The following is a 19341-nucleotide window of genomic DNA, read 5'->3' as shown; positions in this document are numbered from 1 at the left end:
AATCGCCGCCCAGAGCGGCTGGTTGTGCGGAGATTAGAAGCCATCGGCGCGGGCTTTCTCGCTTTGCACTTTTTCCCCGGTTCCTGTTACGATCTCGCCGACAAGTTCCATTTGCATGAGCGACATCACCCAGGTTCTGCAGGCGATCGGCCGGGGAGAAGGGAAGGCGGCGAATGACTTGCTTCCGTTGGTCTACGAGGAGTTGCGCCGCCTTGCGGTCGCCCGCATGGCGCATGAAGCTGCGGGACAGACGCTCCAACCCACCGCGCTTGTTCACGAAGCCTGGCTGCGACTGGTCGCCGATGGCGGACATTCATGGCAAAACCGCGCACACTTTTTTTCCGCGGCCGCCGAAGCCATGCGCCGGATATTGATCGAGAACGCGCGGAGAAAGTCACGGCTGAAGCGCGGCGGCGGGCTGGCCCGGCTCGACATTGATTCCATCGACCTCGCTGAATCGACTCCGGACGACAAGGTTCTCCTTATTGACGAAGCCCTTGAAAAATTGCGGGCGGAAGATCCCGATCGCGCGAAGGTGGTCGTGATGAAATTTTTCGCAGGCCTCACCAACCAGGAAGTGGCGGAAAGCCTGGGAGTGACCGAACGCACTGTTGAACGCCAATGGGCGTATGCAAAGGCGTGGATTTACCATTCGATCCGGGCGCAGGAGTAAGGGCGGACTGGAGTGAACTTGGAAGAATCCGATGACAACCATTGACGCATGACGCGAACGCGAGAGCGGGAAGAAGCCTTGTTCGACGCAGCACGCAGGCTCGACAGCATCGGGTCGCAACGTGCCTTTCTCGACCAGGCGTGCCTCGGCGACGATGCGTTGCGGAAGCGGATCGATTCATTGCTGGAGGCCGCTGCGGCGGCGAATGCATTTTTCGACGATGCCGCGCCAGTTGCGGAAAGCGCAGCGGCCGTATCGAAAACGTCTGCCGACGGGCTGGGCGAGTCGCGGGTTAGTGAAGGCCCGGGCTCGCGCATAGGGCGTTACAAGCTGTTGCAGCGGATTGGCGAGGGCGGGTGCGGCGTGGTTTACATGGCGGAACAGGAGGTGCCGGTGCGCCGCCGCGTGGCGCTCAAGATCATCAAGCTCGGAATGGATACCAAGAGCGTGATCGCCCGGTTCGAAGCCGAACGCCAGGCGCTCGCCCTCATGGATCATCCGAACATCGCCCGGGTGCTTGACGCCGGGGCGACGGAGACAGGCCGTCCTTATTTCGTGATGGAATTGGTCCGCGGGCTCAAGATCACGGATTATTGCAATCAGGCGCATCAGGACACGAGCCAGCGTCTGCATCTCTTCATCCAGATTTGCCAGGCCATCCAGCATGCCCATCAAAAAGGGATCATTCATCGCGACATCAAGCCGTCCAACGTTCTTGTGACATTGCATGACGGCGTGCCTGTGCCGAAGGTGATCGACTTCGGTATTGCGAAGGCGACGGAGATGCGGCTGACAGACAAGACGCTGTTCACGGCGTACGAGCAGTTCATCGGCACGCCCGCTTACATGAGCCCGGAGCAGGCGGAGATGAGCGGGCTGGACATTGACACCCGCAGCGACATCTACAGCCTCGGTGTGTTGCTCTATGAATTGCTCACGGGCAAGACGCCTTTCGATCCCGCGAAGCTGATGCAGTCGGGGTTCGATGAAATGCGCCGAACGTTGCGCGAGCGGGAGCCGCAACGGCCGTCGACGATGGTGACGACCATGCAGGGGCAGGAGTTATTGACGACCGCGCGTGAACGCCAGGCGGAGCCGCCCAAGCTCATCTCCTTGCTCAAGGGCGATCTGGACTGGATCGTGATGAAGGCGCTCGAGAAAGATCGTTCGCGGCGGTACGAAACGGCGAATGGGCTGGCAATGGACATTCAACGTTACCTCCAGCACGAGCCCGTTGCGGCGCGTCCCCCAAGCCGCCTGTATCGGTTTCAGAAACTTGTGCGACGGAACAAGGTGGTGTGCGGCGCGGCAGCCGCCGTGGCTGCGGCTTTGATCGCCGGGTTCAGCACATCATTGATTCTCTTCCTGAAGGAACGCGAAGCGCGGCGGATTGCGGTGGAGGCGGAGCAGCGTGCCGAGCGGGCGCGGGTAACGGAAACACTAGCGCGGCGGCAGGCCGAAGCGCGGGAGAAAATCACGCAGGCGGCGGCGCTGATGGGCAAGGATCGCTTTGCAGAGGCCGACAGGGTCATCGCGGAGATTCCGCTGACTCCTGTGACGATGGAAGGCGCCTCGGTTTTTCGCGCGCTGGCAGAGTGGCATGCGATGAAGGGTGACTGGCGCAACGCGGCCCAGCGTTACACGGTTCTGCTGCAGGTGAACCAGCTCGATGGCTGGGATGTTTCCACCCTGGATTACCTGGGGTGCGGATCTGCGCTGGTCGAGTTGAAGGATACGGCGGCCTACAACCGGTTTCGCATGGGTGCGATTGAACGTTTTGGCGGGACGGCGAGCGCGGTGGCGGCGGAGCGGATTTTGAAGATCAGCCTGCTCTTCCCTCCCGACGACGTGGTGATGTCCGCTTTGGAACCGCTTGCCGATTTTGCGGATCGGACTTTCTCCAACTCGGAAATGCGGACGTATGAAGATTCGTTCCGCACGGCGTGGGCTTCGGTCTCGCTTGGGCTTTTTGAATATCGCCGCGGCAATTTCGCCCGTGCCGAGAAATGGTGCCTCAAGGCGCTGGCATGTTCCGACCACAACGAAGTGCGCAGCGCCACTGCGCGCGCGCTGCTGGTGCTGCTGCGGCATCGGGCCGGGCAGCACGAATCCGCGCAGGCCGAATTCTCCAATGCGGAACGGATCATTTCGACGCGGTTCGAGTCATCACTGGACGCTGGCAGCCGCGACGAAGGATTCTGGTTCGACTGGTTGTTTGCGCGCGATCTCCTGCGCGAGGCGCACTCCATGTTGCAGAAGCCATCCGCCGCGCTCGAGCCACGCGTGTCTGCTGAATGAAAAAACGCCAATCGAAATTCTCGGCCGCCGCAAACCCGATCGAAGCGCAAGCGCCGCGCTCGCGCCGCCGGCTTTGGCTGGCGCGAATTATCGTGATGTTCGCCGTGCCCTTGCTGCTCCTCCTGGTCGTGGAAATGGTTCTTCGGGCAATTGGTTTTGGCTATCCAACAAGCTTTCTGGTTCGAAAAAAAACCGGCGAAGGCGTGAAGCTCGTGCAGAACAGCCGGTTTGGCTGGCGATTTTTTGGCGAACGAATGGCCCGCACGCCGCAGCCTCTCTGGATCTCGGAACAAAAGGATTCCAAGACGATCCGCATCTTCGTGTTTGGGGAATCGGCGGCGTTCGGCGATCCACAGCCGCGATTCAGCGTGAGCCGTTGCATTGAAGCCCTGTTGAGCGGCCGTTATCCGCACACGCGATTCGAGGTCATCAACACCGCGATGACTGGCATCAACTCACACGTGATAGTCCCCATCGCGAGTGATTGCGCGGATGTGGACGCGGACATCTGGGTGGTTTACATGGGCAACAACGAAGTGGTGGGGCCGTTTGGAGCGGGAACTGTGTTCGGCCCGCAAGTGCCACCATTGCCGCTGATTCGAAGCAGCATCGCATTGAAGGCAACCCGCGTTGGCCAGGCGCTCGATACGTTGAGGCAGCGGCTTCAGGAATCGCCACCTGGAAAGGGAGAGTGGGGCGGGATGACCATGTTTCTCGATCAACAGGTTGGGGCTGATGACCAGCGCATGGAACGTGTGTATCGCAACTTCGAAAAGAACCTTTCCACAATCATCCGCTCGGGCGAGCGGGCCGGCGTGAAGACTGTAGTCAGCACCGTTGCAGTCAACCTGCGCGATTCGGCTCCGTTCGCATCGAAGCAGGGAAGTGCAGGCGAAGGTTCTTCGAAGGAATTGCGCGATCTCCTGGAGCAGGGCTCGGCGGCACACGCCGCGGGGCAACACCAGGCGGCGTTCGATCATTTCAAGACGGCGATCGAGAAGGATCCAACAATCGCTGAACTGCAATTCCGGGCCGGAACCTGCGCGCTGGAACTGAATCGACCCGACGCCGCAGCTTACTTTTCTGCTGCGCGCGATTTGGACACCTTGCGCTTTCGTTGTGATTCCAGGTTGAACGAGATCACGCGCAGGGTCGCGGCGGACAATCGTGTTGCGCTTGCGGACGCTGAACGCGCGTTTGCTTCAGCGAGTGGCGGTGGTGTTCCCGGACACGAGCTGTTTTACGAGCACGTGCATCTTACGTTTGAGGGCAATTACCTGCTCGCCGAAACCATCGTGAAGGAGATCGAGGCCTTGCTCCCCGCAAGCGTGCGCGAGGGTGCGGTTCCTGGAAAATGGCCGGGCCTGTCGGACTGTGCGAATCGTTTGGGATACAATGAATTCACTCGCCATTCCGCGTTGTCAGACATGCTGAACCGCCTCAGTGACGCGCCCTTCAACCAGCAGTCGACGTACGCGGTCGAATCGCAGCGGCTCGCCGCGCGGATGGAGCAGGCGAGCCTTTCAGCTGAACGGCTGGCCGCGGCATTGAAGCAGACCGAAACTGCGCTTGAAGGGGCGCCGAAAGACGCGTGGCTCTGGCTGCAGGCGGCGGCTCTGCGTTTGCAAAACAACGATGCCGCGCTCGCTGCAGATGCCTCCGAACGGGCGGCCCAATTGTGGCCCAGCAACCCGGAAGCGTGGTCGCAGCTGGGGTTCGCGCGCGCGCAGCAGCAGAAGTTCGAAGCGGCAGTTGACGCGTTTCGCCAGGCGTTCGCATGGGAACCGCAGGATGTCTGGGCCCTGCAAAACCTGGCGCAAGCGCTTGCCAAACTCGATCGCAGGGAGGAAGCGATTGAAGAGTATCAGCGGGCTGTGCGAATTAAGCCCGCATTCGGAACCGCGTGGCTGGGTTTGGGCCAGCTGTATGAGTCAGCGGGCCAAACCAATCGTGCGGAGGAATGTTTTCAAAAGGCGCTGCGGCATCGGATCCGCCGCGGTTCCGAGCTCGCCACCCTCGCTCGATTTTGCCAGGGGCGCGGATGGCTCGCTGCCGCGGCGACCAACTATGCGGACGCCGTGATGCTGAGTCCTGGCGATGCAGCCCTGCGGATTGAAGCGGGCCAGAACCTGGAGAAGCTGGGGAAGCGGACGGAAGCCGCGCAGTATTATGCAGATGCGGTTCGGCTGAAACCAGATCTTGTAACAGCGCGCTTTTTGCACGGGCTTGCCCTGGGGCGGGAAGGCAAAGCAGAGGCGGCGGTTGAGGAATTCCGGGCGGCCGTGCGCCTCATGCCCGAGTTGGTCGAGGCGCGAATCAATTTGGGAACTGCGCTGATGAACCAGGGGAAGCGTGAGGAAGCTGCAGCCGAGTTTGAGGAGGTTTTGCGACGCGCGCCGAACAACGCCGTGGCGCGGCAGCATCTGCGTGCCCTGCAATCACGCAACTGAGTTCGGGGGCCGCAATGCGACGCGGGCGCGATAAACGAGAAACATTTCCGCCCCGACGCGGCGACGGCTCTTCAACTCGAACTGCGCAGCACTGGCAAGGTTCGAAACTCCCGCACCATCAGCGATCGTCGGTGCCTCGCGGCCAGCAAAGATGAACGGGCAGACAGTCAGATGTATTTCATCCACCAGGCCCGCGCGAACAACCGCGTCGTTCAATTCACCCCCTCCTTCGCAGAGCAGACGCTTGACGCCCCATTGCTTGTGCAGCCACGCCAGTGCAGCAGGAAAGTCGATTTCCCGATCGCCGAACGATTCAACCTTATCCGCCAGGTCACGCAGCTTCTTCACCCTGGATTTCGGTGCGGCATCCGTGGTGAGAATCAGGATGGGCGAAAAGGGATGCTTGAAGATTGCAGCGCCGGGATTGATCGACCCTGAGCGGCTCACGATGATGCGAAGGTTGTATTCTGCGAGCCCGCGTTTGATTCGCATCGCGCGAAATCTCGCAGGTCCGGGGCCCATGTTCACGTCAGCTGAGTCGACAGTCCGCGCGCCAGCCATGACGGCATCGGCCGTTGCGCGCAATTCGAGAAGGTGATCCTGATCGTCCTTGCTGCCGAACGAGGAGATCGCGCGATTGGCGGTCGCGATCTTCCCATCCGCAGTCATCGCCATGTTGATGAACACGAACGGTTTCATCGATTGGTCTTCAAGATCGGGATGCGAGTTTTCTTGCACGTCATTGAATGAACATGGCATCGCCAAAACTGAAAAAACGATAGCGTTCCTTGATCGCTTCAGTGTACGCGCGCAAAACCAGATCGCGGCCGCGCGTTTCACCTGGCGCCGCGAATGCGCTGACCAACATCAACAACGTTGAGCGTGGCAGATGGAAATTCGTGAGCAACGCATTCGCGATTTGAAAGCGGTATGGCGGATGAATGAAGATGCGTGTGCGGCCCGATCCGCCTGCAAGTTTTCCGTCGTTTGCAGCAGCGACACTTTCGAGCACGCGCAGGGAGGTGGTGCCAACCGCAACGATTCGGCTGCCGCGTTCTCTGGCGGCGCTGACGGCGGCGGCGGTGGCGTCGCTGACAACGTAACGCTCCTCGTGCATTTGATGTTCTGAAACGAGATCAGATTTCACGGGCGCGAAAGTTCCGAGACCGACGTGCAGGGTCACAAAGGCAATTTCCACGCCGCGCCGCCGAATGTTCGAGAGCAATTCCTGGGTAAAATGAAGTCCTGCGGTCGGCGCGGCAACGGAGCCCCGGGCGTTCGCGAAGACCGTTTGGTAGCGTTCCCGATCATCCGCCTCGCTGCCATTCTTGCGATGAATGTAGGGCGGCAGGGGGGCTTCGCCGATTTTCTCCGCGATGTCAGCAATGTTTTCGGCGGCTGAGAAGACCATGCGCCGATGGCCCTCTGCGTTTATTTCCACAACTCGGGCGGAAAGGGAAGTGGGGCGGGGTGTGGTGTCGTGGAGGATGATTTCGGTCCCGAGGCTGCCCCGGCGCCCCGGGCGGAGCATCACCCACCAGTCGTTCCGGGCGTTCTCCTCGATCAAGAGGATTTCGAAAGCCCCGCCACTTTCCTTGTTGCGCCCACGCAGGCGGGCGGGGAAAACCTTTGAATTGTTGAGAACGATAACGTCACCGGGCTGCAGAAATCGCGGGAAATCGCGGATTGCGCCGTGATTGATCGCCTCCGGATTTCGCTGCAACTGCAGGAGACGGGCTTGATCGCGCTCGGGCGGGGGTTCCTGGGCGATCAATTCGGGCGGCAGATGGTAATCGAAATCCGCAGTGCGCATCCGTCGGGACGGTAAAGGCTGCTGGCGGAGAATGGCAAATGGCAAATGGCAAAGGGCAAAGGGCAAAGGGCAAAGGGCAGAGCGGCGGAGGGCAGAACGGTCTCTGGGTTTTGGGGTCTTACCCGCAGCTTTTTACCACCCGCTCCTCGGAACTGTTAATAACTTTGGGATAAGCGTTCCGGAATGTCGTTGACACGAAGTGGCTTGAAGTGGTTTAAAGTGGGGCGTGGTGGGGCGAAATTGCACTTCGCCAAACTGCTGTGAATAAGTGGCCGACGACGCAATCAATGCACCGACTTACTACAATTCGCTCTATCGACATGGAGTGGATGAGAAGCGGCGTGTTCAGGTCCCGGCGAAATGGCGGCCAGCCGACGCGAGTGTTGAGTTCACACTGATGCTCTGGCCGAAGGCGAAGGAAGGACCCTGTTTGCGAGTCCTGCCTCCCAAGGAAATGGCGGAACTCATGCGCGACATCGATGCGATGCCCAATGGCGATCCGAACAAGGTCGTTCTCAAACGGTTCATCGGCAGCGAGTCGGAACAAGTCACGCTGGACAAGGGCGGCCGCATTTGCCTGCCCGAAGGAATGGCGAAGGCGGCAGGGATTCAAGACGAGGCCGTCCTCGTTGGGTTGCTCGACCGCTTTGAGATTTGGAATCCAGAGCGATACGACCGTGTTCGTGCTTCTGACGCCATCATGGCGCAGGAAGCATTCAAGATGATGGAGTAAGCCATGAGCCTTGGACGATTGTTGACATCGGGAAAGAGCCTGATCGGGCTGCACGACGGTGAGAGCCGTTACGCAATGCGCGAGAAGAATCGGCTGCCAAAATTTGGTTCGGAAAAGAATCCGTTCACGTCCGCGCGTTCGCAAGCGGTCCAGGCGGAGTTCAATCGCCGCCTGCCGCACGAAACCGGGGCGTCGAGGCCCGTCAACGAAGTTTTGCCAAAAGCGATGGAGACCGCGATGCCGCCGAAGCCGGAGATTTGCGGGCCAGCGGCGGTGACGAAACCCGTGGCTGTTGTGACAGCAGCGAAACCACAAGGTGGCGCCCGCTGGAAAAGTTTTTTCAAACGCCTGAATCCGCTCAGCTGGCGTCAGCCGCGCAACCACACCGGGATTGCCCGCTTTGATAAAGGTCCCGTGCAGGGCGAGCTCTCGCTGGAACGCATACGCGTGGTTCGAAACGACCTGAGCGAGGCGGATGTTGAGGTGGTTCCAGTCAAGATTGCCGTGCAGGAAAAAACGGAAACTCCTGCGGCGGGACCATCGCCCGAAACGCCTGAGCTGATCAGGTCCTGAGCGAGGAGCCGATGCGAAGTGCCCGATTTCGTCCACAAGCCGGTGATGATGGCGGAAGTGCTGAACGCGCTGTCCCCGAAGCCGGGTGGGGTCTACGCCGACGGGACCCTCGGTGGGGCTGGACACGCGGAAGCCATATTGGACAGGAGTTCACCGACTGGATGGTTGTATGGATGCGATCGCGATGGCGCCGCGATTGAGAATGGCAGGCAGCGGTTGAGCCGGTTTGCGGGGCGGTTCGAGCTGCGCCGCTGCAATTTTTCGGAACTGACAGAGTGGTTGCCTGCAAATCGATGCGATGGCGTTTTGCTGGATCTCGGGGTGAGTTCGCCGCAGCTGGATGTCGCGGAGCGGGGATTCAGTTTTCAGCAGGACGGGCCGCTGGACATGCGCATGGACACGCGGCAGGCGTTGACGGCGGCGGAACTGGTCAACACGGCGAGGGGCCAGGAGCTCGCGCGGATTTTTTGGGAATACGGTGACGAGCGGCAATCGAGACGATTCGCGCATGCAATCGTCCATGACCGGGAGTCCCGCAGGTTCGAGACGACGCGGCAGCTCGCGGACCTGATCGAAAGGCTGGCACCGCGGCACGGGAAGAAGGCGCATCCGGCGACGCGCGTTTTTCAGGCCCTGCGAATTGCAGTGAATGATGAAATCGGCTCTTTGAATCGCGGTTTGGAAGCGTCGTTGCAGATCTTGAAGGCAGGCGGACGGCTGGCGGTGATCACGTTTCATTCGCTGGAAGATCGCGTGGTGAAGGAATTCGGGCGGACGCACGCGCGCGACTACACGTTTCCAGGCGAAGTGGATGTTCCCGAACTGCGGCAGCCGAAGGTGCCTGAGCTGAAATGGGTTTCGCGAAAAGCGATTTTGCCGGGTGACGAGGAACTGGCAGAGAACCCGCGCAGCCGCAGTGCGCAGCTGCGCGTGATGGAGAAGGCCGGGTTGGTTTGATGCAGTGATGGAACATCGGAGAAACGGAATGACGGATGGCTGGGTGTGGCGGGGCCACAAATACCAGCCTCCGCTGGCAACATGGCTCGAAACAGAAGAACGCAGACGGCAGCGATCCGGTTTGGACCGGCAATCAAGGCGTTCCTGCTTTGCCTGCTCATTGGCGGCTCGGGCGTGGGATACGTATGGCAGAAGGGGCAGATCGAAGAACTGGCGCTGCAAATTCGCCGGAGCGAGCAGGAGCTCGATGCTTTGAAGGCGCAAAACGTGAAGCTGCGAAACCAGCTTGCGATGATGCATCTGCCCCGGTTTTTGGAAGCAAAGATCAAAGAATTGAATTTGGGGCTGGTTCCAGCGGTTCCGTCGCAGAAATGGGTTTTGAAGGAACCCGCAGGGGAAGCGCAGCACGTGAAATCAGACACCGGCAAACAATATGCGGAACATTGAAAACCGACGCATGACGAAAACTTGAGAATGGATTTTGCCGCCGCTCGTGCGCTGTCGTGAGGAACCGATAGCCACGAGCGGTTGGCAGCTCAGATGATCCAACCCTCTCCAGGCTGATGAAACACTTTAAACCGCCGCTCGTGACGCCGTCGTTTGAGGAACCGACCGCCGCGGGCGGCTGGTCTTTTTAGATGGCGAAGCAATTACAATTCAAGCGGTTGCTCGGGCTCGGGCTCCTCCTGACGCTCTGCCTCGCGGCGCTCGCGTACCGCCTTGTCGACCTGCAGGTGCTCCGCCACGGCCGGCTCAAAGCGCTCGCCCAGCAGAACACCCATCGCGAATACCTGTTCGAGCCGCGACGGGGCGATATTCTGGACGCGAATGGAAACCTGCTGGCCACGAGCGTCAACGTGAAGGTGGTCTGTGCGGACCCGACGTTGATCGGGTCGCACGCACCGGAAGTGGCGCGAGCACTCGCGCCGCTGCTCGGGATTCCTGAGCAGGAGCTCGGCGAAAAATTGGTTCCGCGCACGCGGGTCAACAGCCAGGGCCTCACGATCACGAACTCCTACGTGCGTTTGAAAACCCGTGTTCCTGTCGAAACATGGGAAGCCGTTCGCGCGGCGATGACCAATCTGAATCTGGGCATCGATGAGCGATCGCTTTCGCGCAACGAGCAGGCGTTCTATCGCAGCCTTCGGCAGAAGTCGGTGTTCAGCGAGGACTATCCGATTCGCGTTTATCCCAACCAGACGCTTGCCGCCCATGTGCTCGGATTCGCCAGCACCGCCGAACGCCGCATTGACGAACACCTGATCAACGAAATCCAGGGGCGCGACGGAATCGAGCTGATGATGAACTCGAAGCTCAGTGGAGTTCCCGGCTGGCGCCTGACTGAAACTGACCGGCGCGGCCGTGAACTCGTTTCATTTCGCGAACAGGATGTTGAACCGCGCGAGGGAATCAACGTGGTTCTGACGATTGATTCGTTCATCCAAAACGTCGTGGAATCGGTTCTTGCCGAAACGATGGAAAAGCACACGCCGATCAGTGCGTCCGCCATCGTGACCCGGCCCCAGACTGGCGAGGTTCTGGCGATGGCGACTTATCCGACCTTCGATCCGAACAATCCCGGCGCGTATCCGCCCGATGCCCGGCGGAACCGGATCATCAGCGACGTCGTTGAGCCTGGATCAACGTTCAAGATACTGGTCATTTCAGGCGGCTTGAACGACGGAATCATCGGGCTTGAGGACGTGTTCGATTGTGAGCGCGGGCGGTTCCTTTATGGCGGGCGCGTGCTGCATGACCATGAAAAGTACGGCGCACTGAGCGTTCGCGAGATTGTGATGAAGTCGTCGAACATCGGTTCAGCGAAAGTGGGAATCCGAATGGGCGAACATCGTCTCTATGAATATCTCGGCCTCTTTGGCTTCGGCGAGCGCACAGGCATCACGCTGCCCGGCGAAGTGCGCGGCATTGTTCATCCCGTCAAGAAGTGGAGCAAGGTCACGATCGCCCAGATTCCGATGGGACACGGCATTGCCGTCACGAGGCTGCAGATGCTGATGGCAATGAACACGATTGCAAACGGGGGAACACTGATGCGCCCGATGCTCGTCGACCGGCTGGAGGATTATCAGGGAAACGTGGTGGCCCGCTACAGCCCGCAAGTCATCCGCCGTGTTGTCAGCGAACACGCCGCGGCCGAGATCACGGATGCGCTCAAGGACGTGGTATCGACGAACGGAACTGCGCCGAAAGCAGCGCTCACGCATTATACGGTGGCGGGCAAAACGGGAACAGCTCAGAAGGTCGAGGATGGCCGCTATGTGCGCGGAAAATACATCTCCTCGTTCATCGGCTTTTTTCCAGCCGGCAACCCGGAATTGTGCATCTCAGTGGTGCTCGACGAACCCAAGGAAGGCTATTACGGGGGACAGGTTGCGGCGCCCGCGTTTCGAAGGATCGCTGAGCGTGTGGCAAGTTATCTAAACATCAAACCCGACATCCAGGAGAAGAAAACGACGCCGGAGACCATCACACAAACCGAACAGCCGCGAGTCGCGGTGACCCAATGAAAATGCGGGATCAGATGGTTGACTGAGTATGGACGTTCGCAGTTTGAAATTTTTTGTCGATGCCTGTGGCGGCAGGGAGCGCCGGGGTTTGCCTGACATGCCGATCCGCCGTGTTTGCACGGACTCGCGATCGGCGCAGGCTGGCGATCTGTTCGTTCCGCTGGTTGGCGAGCGTCACGATGCGCATGATTTTATTTCTGACGTGGCATTGAAGGGAATTGCGGCGGTGGCTGTGAACCGCGGGCGCATCGTGCCTGAACTGCCCGATTGCGCGATCGTTGAAGTGGAAGACACACGCCTCGCCCTCGGCGCCATGGCGCGGCGATACCGCGCTGACTTCACCGTTCCCCTGGTTGCGATCGGCGGCTCGAACGGAAAGACCACGACCAAGGAGTTGATCGCGTCTGTGTTGCGGCAGACGCTTGCGACGCTGTGGAGCGAAGCCAGTTTTAACAACGACATTGGCGTTCCGTTAAGCCTGCTGCGGCTTGAGTCGCGGCACCAGGTCGCTGTGCTCGAAGTGGGCACGAACCATCCCGGCGAACTTCAGCCGCTTGTGCGGATGATCCAGCCGTCGTTCGGCGTCATCACGAACATCGGTCGCGAACATCTGGAATTTTTTGGAGATCTCGACGGCGTCGTGCGCGAGGAGGGAATCCTCGCCGAATGCCTGCATGCTGATGGGACGTTGTTTGTGAATGGCGACAACGAATGGACGCCGCAGTTGATCGCGCGGACGCAGGCGCGCGTGGTGCGGGTGGGATTCGGCGAAGGCAATGACTGGCGTGCTCTCAGCGTTCGGGTGGATCGCGACGGCGCAACCTTCCAGGTGCAATCCCGTCAATCCATTTTCTCCGGCGAATACCGCATCCAGCTTCTTGGGCGGCATCAGGTGATGAATGCTTTGCTCGCGATTGCCGTGGGCGCCGCTCTCGGGCTTGGGCCAAAGGAAATCCGAGGCGGCCTGGCCGAGTGCCAGGCGCCGAAAATGCGATTGCAGGTTTGGGACCTCAACGGTGTGCGCATCCTCGATGACGCCTATAACGCCAATGCCGATTCCGTTCTGGCCGCGCTGGAAACCTTGCGTGACGTGCCATGCAATGGACGCCGCCTTGCAGTGTTGGGCGACATGGCGGAGCTCGGTGAGCACGCCGCGAGCGCGCATGCGGAAGTGGGGCGTCGTGCGGCCGAGCTCGGGGTGGAACAACTGTTCACCGTCGGAAAGATGGCGACGCTGACGGCCCAGGCGGCACGCGAGGCGGGGCTCAATCGCGTGCTCGAATTCCAGGCCGTGGAACCGGCAGCCGACGCGATCAAGAGTTTTGTCCGCTCCGGGGATGTCGTGTTGTTGAAGGCCTCGAGGTCTTCGCGACTGGAGCGTATTTCAGAGTTGTTGCGGGGCGAGACGAGGAAGGGCTGATGCTTTATTTCCTAAGCCAAAAACTGATCGACTGGTCGGAAGGCACGCCGTGGAGTGAGCAGACCTCGGCTTTGCGGCTGTTTCGATACATCAGCGTTCGCAGCGCCGGCGCGGCCGTCACGGCCCTCGCTTTGAGCTGGTGGCTGGGGCCAAAAGTCATCCGCTGGCTGCAACGCCTGAAGTTCGGCCAGGACTATAAGGACATCGCTGATCAACACGGTGAATTCGACACGCGGATCATCAGCAAGAAAGGTACTCCGACGATGGGTGGAATTCTCATCGTGGCAGTGCTGAGCAGCACGACATTGCTTTGGACGGCGTGGAATCCGCTCGTGGAACTCACGCTGCTATCCGTGCTGGTTCTCGCGGGGCTCGGGTTCTATGACGATTACGCCAAGATCACGCAACAGACCGGTCACGGGACCCGGCCGCAGGTGAAACTATGGGTGCAGGTGGCGCTGGGATTGTTCGTCGCGGTGTATCTCTGGAAGCTGCCAGCGCAGAGCTGGCTGAAGTTTCCTGAAAGCCGCGATGTGATTGCGAGCAACCTGGTCAGCGTGCTCATGGTGCCATTTTATAAATACCCGCTTCAGATCGGCGCCATCGGCGGCCTGATTTTAACGACTATTGCCATCGTGGGGAGTTCGAACGCGGTGAACCTGACCGACGGTCTTGACGGCCTGGCAATTGGCTGCACGCTAATCGTCTCCTTTGTTTTCCTGATTGTGACGTATGCGGCGGGGAATTACAGGGCCGCAGAGTATCTGCAGATTCCTTATGTGGCGGGGGCGGGCGAGCTGACGGTTTTCTGTGCCGCGATGATAGGCGCGGGGCTGGGGTTTCTGTGGTTTAACTGTCATCCTGCGCGCGTCTTCATGGGCGACACGGGATCGCTCGCGCTCGGCGGCGCATTGGGCTTGATGGCAGTGCTCGTGCACCAGCCGTTCCTTCTGGTGATTGCCGGTGGTGTTTTTGTAATGGAAGCGGTGTCCGTCATCGTGCAGCGCCAGTGGTTCCGGTACACGCGCAAGCGCTTCGGCACGGGACGCCGCGTGTTCCTCATGGCGCCCATTCACCATCATTTCGAAAAAATGGGATGGTACGAATCACAAGTTGTGATGCGCTTTTACATCCTCTGCATTCTGTTTGCGGTGGTGGCCCTGAGCACCTTGAAGATCCGATGAACACCTTCAACTTCGACCTGACCTGATGCTCGACCTGGCTGATAAAAACGTTCTGGTGGTGGGGTTCGACCCCCGCGGGATGGCCGCGGCGGGCTTGTTGCGCCGTGCCGGAGCGCGCGTTGTGGCGGTCGCTGCCGACGAAGCTGACGTTCCGCCCGCGACGGTTGATGATTTGCGGAGCCAAGGCATCGAGGTTCAACGCGGAACCGCTGATGCCCTGCGCGGGCATTTTGACCTGGTTGTGCTCAGCCCGGAGGCTGCGCCGGCGTCTGCGGGAGTGGCCGGTATCGCGAACCGCGATATTTCGATGATTGGTGAATTGGAACTGGGATGGCGGCTTTCGAAGTGTCTTGCAGTGGCGGTGTCGGGAACCAATGGCAAGGGCACGACAGCGGGATTGATCGAGCAGATGCTCGTGCAGAATCATCGCACCACGGTGCGGGCGGGACATCGATCGAATCCAGTCGGATGCGTTGCCGACCAAACGGCGGCGCTGGATTTTCTGATCCTGCAGGTGAACGCCTTGCAGCTGCAGGCAACGCAATTTTTTCGGCCCGCGGTAGCGGTGTTGCTGAACGCGTATCCCGATCACGGCAGCCGTTTCCCAGGGAACGAGGATCTTCTGGCGGCGTATGGAAACCTTTTTCGGAACCAACAGGTGTTTGACTGGTCGATTGTGCAACTGGAGGCGCTGAAGCAGCTGCAGTCGGCGGGCATCACGCCGCCAGGAAAAATCATCACGTTCAGCGGGGCGGACCAGGATGCGGATTTGTTTCTCGACCGTGGACTGATTCTCAGCCGGTTCCCCAACTGGGAAGGACCCCTGCTCGACATGCAGCAATGCCAGCTTCGCGGATTGCACAATGCCGAGAATCTGATGGCGGCGCTGGCTGTCGGGCGCGCGCTGCGGCTGCCGCTCGAGACGATGGTCGAAACGCTGAAGCAGTGCGAACATGCCGATCATCGTTTTCAAATCGCAGGGGAGTGGCGGGACATTCAGTTCATCGATGATTCGAAGTCCACGAATCCCGATGCCTTGCATCGCGCGCTGGAATCGGCGCGGCCTGGTGAAGCGGGAAAACCGAACGTCTGGGTGATCGCGGGCGGACGCGACAGCGGGGGTGATTTTCATCGGCTCAGCCCGCTGGTTTCGCGGCGTGTGAAGGGTGCATTTTTGATTGGAGAAGCGCGTGAAAAGATTCGATCAGCGTGGGGCCTGTTTACTCCTTGCACCCTCATGGATTCACTGTTAGAAGCAGTGACAGAAGCGGCCAGAAATGCGGTGCCCGGCGATGTAGTTTTGCTTTCACCTGCTTGTTCGAGCTTTGATCAGTTTCAAGACTATCAGGAACGCGGTGAATGCTTTTGTGCTGCAGTGAAATCAATTAGTAGTGGTGCCGTATGATGCCACCCCTATATGAGCGATAGATTACGACAAAACTTCAGCGCCTGTGTTGACGGCGCTGGAAGCGAGAATTTTTCGTTGCGCGGTTTTTTGAGGGAAAGCCGTGCTGCGAATCACCACCTGTCCATTCCTCAAAAAACGGCGCGCCAGCGCGACATTGAAAATGAATAATTCCAGCCCTTTCAAACCGCAAAGCTCCGATTCCGAGCCGAAGAACGTGGGACGCCAGCGCGTTCGTTTCGCGGTGTTCTGCATTCTCTCGATGCACATCGCCGGACTCGTCGCGCTCCTGCTGACAAACGGATGCCGCCGCACGCCCGAGCCGGATCCGATCCCCGCGCCTGAAATGACGAACACGTTCGACGATCAGCCGGTCCTTGATCCACCGACGAATTATGCGCCCCCGGACTTGCCGACGAACGATCCAGCCGGAATGCCGCCACACGTGGAAACAAACACCACCTACGTTCCACCAACGAACCAGTACACGGAACCGGCGCCGGTCATCCAGGATCCTGTTCCGCAGTACTCCGCAACGCAGGAATATACCGTCGTGAAGGGGGATACGTTCTCATCAATCGCGCGGAAGTTTCCGGGTGTATCGATCCGCGCCTTGCAGGAAGCGAATCCCTCTGTGCAGCCTACCCGCCTTCGCATCGGAATGAAGCTGCAGATCCCAGCGGCTGCGGCGCCTTCGCCATCGGCATCGGCGCGGGCGTTTTCCAACGGCAATGGCGAGCGCTCGTATACCGTGAAGAGCGGCGACACGCTGACGAGCATCGCAAGCCGGAACGGCACCACGGTGCGCGCATTGCGTAACGCGAACAATCTCAATACGGACAGAATTCGGGTTGGACAAAAACTGACCCTCCCTGCGAAGGCTCCAGCCCCCGCGCCGTTGCCGGCGGGTGAAACTGCGCCTGGAGCGCCGAGTCTCACGCCTCCCGGGCAGTTTTGATGTTCCCGGCGCCGGATGCCTCAATCCGGCGCCAACCAACAGATGAAGGTCGCCGTTACAACGCTGGTCTTCTGTGTCGCTGCCCTGCTGGCGCTCGGCATGGTGATGCTTTACAGCTCGAGCATGACACAGGTGGGCGCGCGATTTCTCCTGATGCAGCTGGTGTGGTGCGCTGCCGGGCTTGTTGCCTGCGTTGTCGCAGCGTCCCTCGATTACCGCATTCTCAAGCGTTATTGGTGGGCGCTGCTGGGCGTGGCGATCGTGTTGCTGGTCGCCGTGCTCCTGCCGCAGTTCGGCCGCCGCATCAACGGCGCGCAGCGTTGGATCAGTCTCGGCCCGATGAACCTCCAGCCATCAGAACTTGGCAAGCTTGCGTTGATTGTGGCACTCGCGTGGTATGGAGATCACTTTCAGCGGCAGATGGGCACGTTCAAACGCGGGATTTTTTTTCCGGCGTTGATCATTGTTCCGATGCTCGCCTTGATCTTTGTTGAACCCGATCGTGGAACCACGGTGCTGCTTGCGGCCGTTAGTGGCGCGATGCTGATGGTGGCTGGCGTGCGCTGGCGTTTTTTCATTCCTCCCATGCTGCTCGCTGGAACCGGCCTTGCCTTTTCGCTGTGGCACGATCCGATGCGCATGAAACGGATATTCAGCTGGATTTACCTGGAGGAAAACAAATCCGGTGTCGGCTATCAGGCTTACCAGGCAATGCTGGCGCTCGGTTCGGGCGGCTGGCTGGGACTGGGATTGGGCAATGGCCGGCAGAAACTCGGGTTCGTTCCGGAGCATCATACGGATTTCATTCTTTCGATCATCGGCGAGGAACTGGGCCTCATCGCGACACTGCTTGTGGTTGCTGGATTTATCATCTTCGTGATTTGCGGATTTTACATCGCGTATCGGGCGCGTGACACGTTCGGCCTGTTGCTGGCCGTCGGCATCACGCTGCTCATAGGATTGCAGGCGGCAATCAATATAGGCGTGGTCACAAGTGCCCTTCCGAACAAGGGTCTCCCGCTGCCGTTCATCAGTTACGGCGGGTCGAATCTCCTGACAATGCTCACCTGCGTTGGGGTCCTTCTCAGTGTGGCGCGGCGGGCGCGTGTCACGGAATCCCTGGCGGACGAAACAGTCACGATGCGGGAACTGCAAACCGCATGAATGCTGCGGCAAAACGTCACGTTGTCATCGCCTGCGGCGGCACGGGTGGACACCTGTTTCCCGGGCTTGCGGTCGCAGAGCAGCTTTCCGCTCGCGATTGTTCGGTGACGTTGCTGATTTCCCCGAAGGAAGTGGATCAACGCGCCGTGCAACAGGCACACGGCATGGAAGTGGTGACGCTCCCAGCAGTCGGGTTGACGCAAGGAAGGCGCCTCGCGTTTCTGCGCGGCTTCGTCCAATCCTATCGGGCGTCCCGAAAACTGTTTCGTGCCAGGCGGGTGGATGCAGCGCTTGCGATGGGCGGGTTCACCAGTGCGCCGCCAATCCTCGCCGCAAAACGTGCGGGCGCGCGAACATTCCTTCACGAGTCGAATACGATTCCCGGCCGCGCGAACCGCTGGCTTTCACGTGCCGTGCACCAGGCGTTTGTCGGTTTTCCGCAAACCGCGGAGCGCCTTCGTACCCGGCTGATCACGACAACCGGAACTCCTGTTCGGCCCGCTTTCGAAAATCTCAACCCGACAACCTGTCGCACGGCGCTGAATCTCGATCCCGACCATCCCGTGTTGGTCGTGACGGGCGGAAGCCAGGGGGCGAGCGGGGTGAACGAATTGGTGTTGAATGCGTTGCCGCTCCTGGAACGTGCCCTGCCAAAACTCCAATTGTTCTGGCTGGCGGGAACTCACGATTTCGACCGCGTCGAAAAAGCATGCGCGCGTGGCGGGATGAAATCGATCGTTCACGCCTTTTTTGCCGACATGCATCTGGCCCTTGGCGCCGCCAGCGCAGTCGTCAGCCGCGCGGGTGCATCATCGCTCGCGGAACTCGCGGCGGTGCGGCTCCCGGCAATCCTGGTTCCCTACCCCGCGGCGACAGACAATCATCAGCTCCATAACGCGCTGGCATTTGTGGAAACCGGCGCGGCCCGTTTGATGGAACAGAAAACGGCAACGCCGGAACAGCTCGTCACCCTGGCCGAAGAACTGGTTTCGAACGAGCGGTCACGCTCAACCATCCAGGCCTCACTGGAAAAATGGCAGTCACCCGACGCTGCAGGACGGATCGCGGAGACGATGCTTTCTGAAGTGCAGCGGGAGCATGACAGAATCGCTGCAACGAACGCGGGCCACTGCTGTTCCTGTGGTCATGATCATCACGCACGAACGATGGAGAGCGCGGGATGAC

Annotated in this window: 16 protein-coding genes; 14 read left to right on the top strand and 2 right to left on the bottom strand. The window is 59.9% G+C overall.

The window, feature by feature from the left end; translation table 11 throughout:
* Window positions 1-115: 115 nt before the first annotated feature.
* The 3 genes from VEH04_02485 to VEH04_02475 are packed head-to-tail and all read left to right on the top strand — an operon-like array spanning window position 116 to window position 5421.
* A complete protein-coding gene (locus VEH04_02485) occupies window positions 116-673 on the top strand; it encodes a sigma-70 family RNA polymerase sigma factor (protein HYG21622.1) in 558 nt (185 codons plus the stop codon).
* Between the two features lie 48 nt (window positions 674-721).
* Complete coding sequence (locus tag VEH04_02480; protein ID HYG21621.1) at window positions 722-2971, top strand: protein kinase; 2250 nt, start codon at window positions 722-724, stop codon at window positions 2969-2971.
* On the top strand, window positions 2968-5421 hold the full coding sequence (locus VEH04_02475; GenBank protein ID HYG21620.1) for a tetratricopeptide repeat protein: 2454 nt from the start codon (window positions 2968-2970) through the stop codon (window positions 5419-5421). The genes VEH04_02480 and VEH04_02475 overlap by 4 nt, the downstream gene beginning before the upstream one ends.
* On the opposite strand, the gene VEH04_02470 is transcribed toward VEH04_02475, so the two are convergent.
* Window positions 5410-6120, bottom strand: coding sequence for a dihydrofolate reductase family protein (locus VEH04_02470; GenBank protein ID HYG21619.1), 711 nt, complete (start codon window positions 6118-6120; stop codon window positions 5410-5412). The two genes, VEH04_02475 and VEH04_02470, sit on opposite strands and share 12 nt — an antisense overlap.
* Window positions 6121-6160: 40 nt before the next feature.
* On the bottom strand, window positions 6161-7234 hold the full coding sequence (gene queA / locus VEH04_02465; GenBank protein HYG21618.1) for a tRNA preQ1(34) S-adenosylmethionine ribosyltransferase-isomerase QueA: 1074 nt from the start codon (window positions 7232-7234) through the stop codon (window positions 6161-6163).
* 268 nt (window positions 7235-7502) lie between these two features.
* Here queA and VEH04_02460 point away from each other — a divergent pair, with 268 nt between their 5' ends.
* The 11 genes from VEH04_02460 to murG all read left to right on the top strand — a co-directional run bounded on the left by VEH04_02460 (window position 7503) and on the right by murG (window position 19340).
* Entirely contained in the window at window positions 7503-7967 is a 465-nt protein-coding gene (locus tag VEH04_02460) for a hypothetical protein (GenBank protein ID HYG21617.1), read from the top strand.
* A gap of 3 nt (window positions 7968-7970) precedes the next feature.
* Complete coding sequence (locus VEH04_02455) at window positions 7971-8540, top strand: hypothetical protein (protein ID HYG21616.1); 570 nt, start codon at window positions 7971-7973, stop codon at window positions 8538-8540.
* Between the two features lie 18 nt (window positions 8541-8558).
* Window positions 8559-9497 (top strand): 16S rRNA (cytosine(1402)-N(4))-methyltransferase RsmH, encoded by a 939-nt coding sequence (gene rsmH, locus VEH04_02450; protein ID HYG21615.1) that lies wholly within the window; start codon window positions 8559-8561, stop codon window positions 9495-9497.
* 81 nt (window positions 9498-9578) lie between these two features.
* A complete protein-coding gene (locus VEH04_02445) occupies window positions 9579-9944 on the top strand; it encodes a hypothetical protein (protein HYG21614.1) in 366 nt (121 codons plus the stop codon).
* Window positions 9945-10135: 191 nt separating this feature from the next.
* On the top strand, window positions 10136-12025 hold the full coding sequence (locus VEH04_02440) for a penicillin-binding protein 2 (protein HYG21613.1): 1890 nt from the start codon (window positions 10136-10138) through the stop codon (window positions 12023-12025).
* 28 nt (window positions 12026-12053) lie between these two features.
* Window positions 12054-13445, top strand: coding sequence for a UDP-N-acetylmuramoyl-tripeptide--D-alanyl-D-alanine ligase (gene murF, locus VEH04_02435; GenBank protein ID HYG21612.1), 1392 nt, complete (start codon window positions 12054-12056; stop codon window positions 13443-13445).
* On the top strand, window positions 13445-14629 hold the full coding sequence (gene mraY, locus VEH04_02430) for a phospho-N-acetylmuramoyl-pentapeptide-transferase (GenBank protein ID HYG21611.1): 1185 nt from the start codon (window positions 13445-13447) through the stop codon (window positions 14627-14629). The genes murF and mraY overlap by 1 nt, the downstream gene beginning before the upstream one ends.
* A gap of 25 nt (window positions 14630-14654) precedes the next feature.
* Entirely contained in the window at window positions 14655-16034 is a 1380-nt protein-coding gene (gene murD / locus VEH04_02425; protein HYG21610.1) for a UDP-N-acetylmuramoyl-L-alanine--D-glutamate ligase, read from the top strand.
* Window positions 16035-16197: 163 nt separating this feature from the next.
* Window positions 16198-16992 (top strand): LysM peptidoglycan-binding domain-containing protein, encoded by a 795-nt coding sequence (locus VEH04_02420; GenBank protein ID HYG21609.1) that lies wholly within the window; start codon window positions 16198-16200, stop codon window positions 16990-16992.
* Window positions 16993-17007: 15 nt separating this feature from the next.
* Complete coding sequence (gene ftsW / locus VEH04_02415) at window positions 17008-18156, top strand: putative lipid II flippase FtsW (GenBank protein ID HYG21608.1); 1149 nt, start codon at window positions 17008-17010, stop codon at window positions 18154-18156.
* On the top strand, window positions 18153-19340 hold the full coding sequence (gene murG / locus VEH04_02410; protein HYG21607.1) for an undecaprenyldiphospho-muramoylpentapeptide beta-N-acetylglucosaminyltransferase: 1188 nt from the start codon (window positions 18153-18155) through the stop codon (window positions 19338-19340). Before ftsW ends, murG begins: the two co-directional genes overlap by 4 nt.
* Window position 19341 lies beyond the last annotated feature (1 nt).

This window comes from Verrucomicrobiia bacterium, assembly GCA_035629175.1.
In the GTDB taxonomy this organism is placed as follows: Bacteria; Verrucomicrobiota; Verrucomicrobiia; order Limisphaerales; family DASXHY01; genus DASXHY01.
The sequence above is the reverse complement of the archived record's forward strand: the minus strand, read 5'-3'. Positions and strand labels throughout refer to the sequence as shown.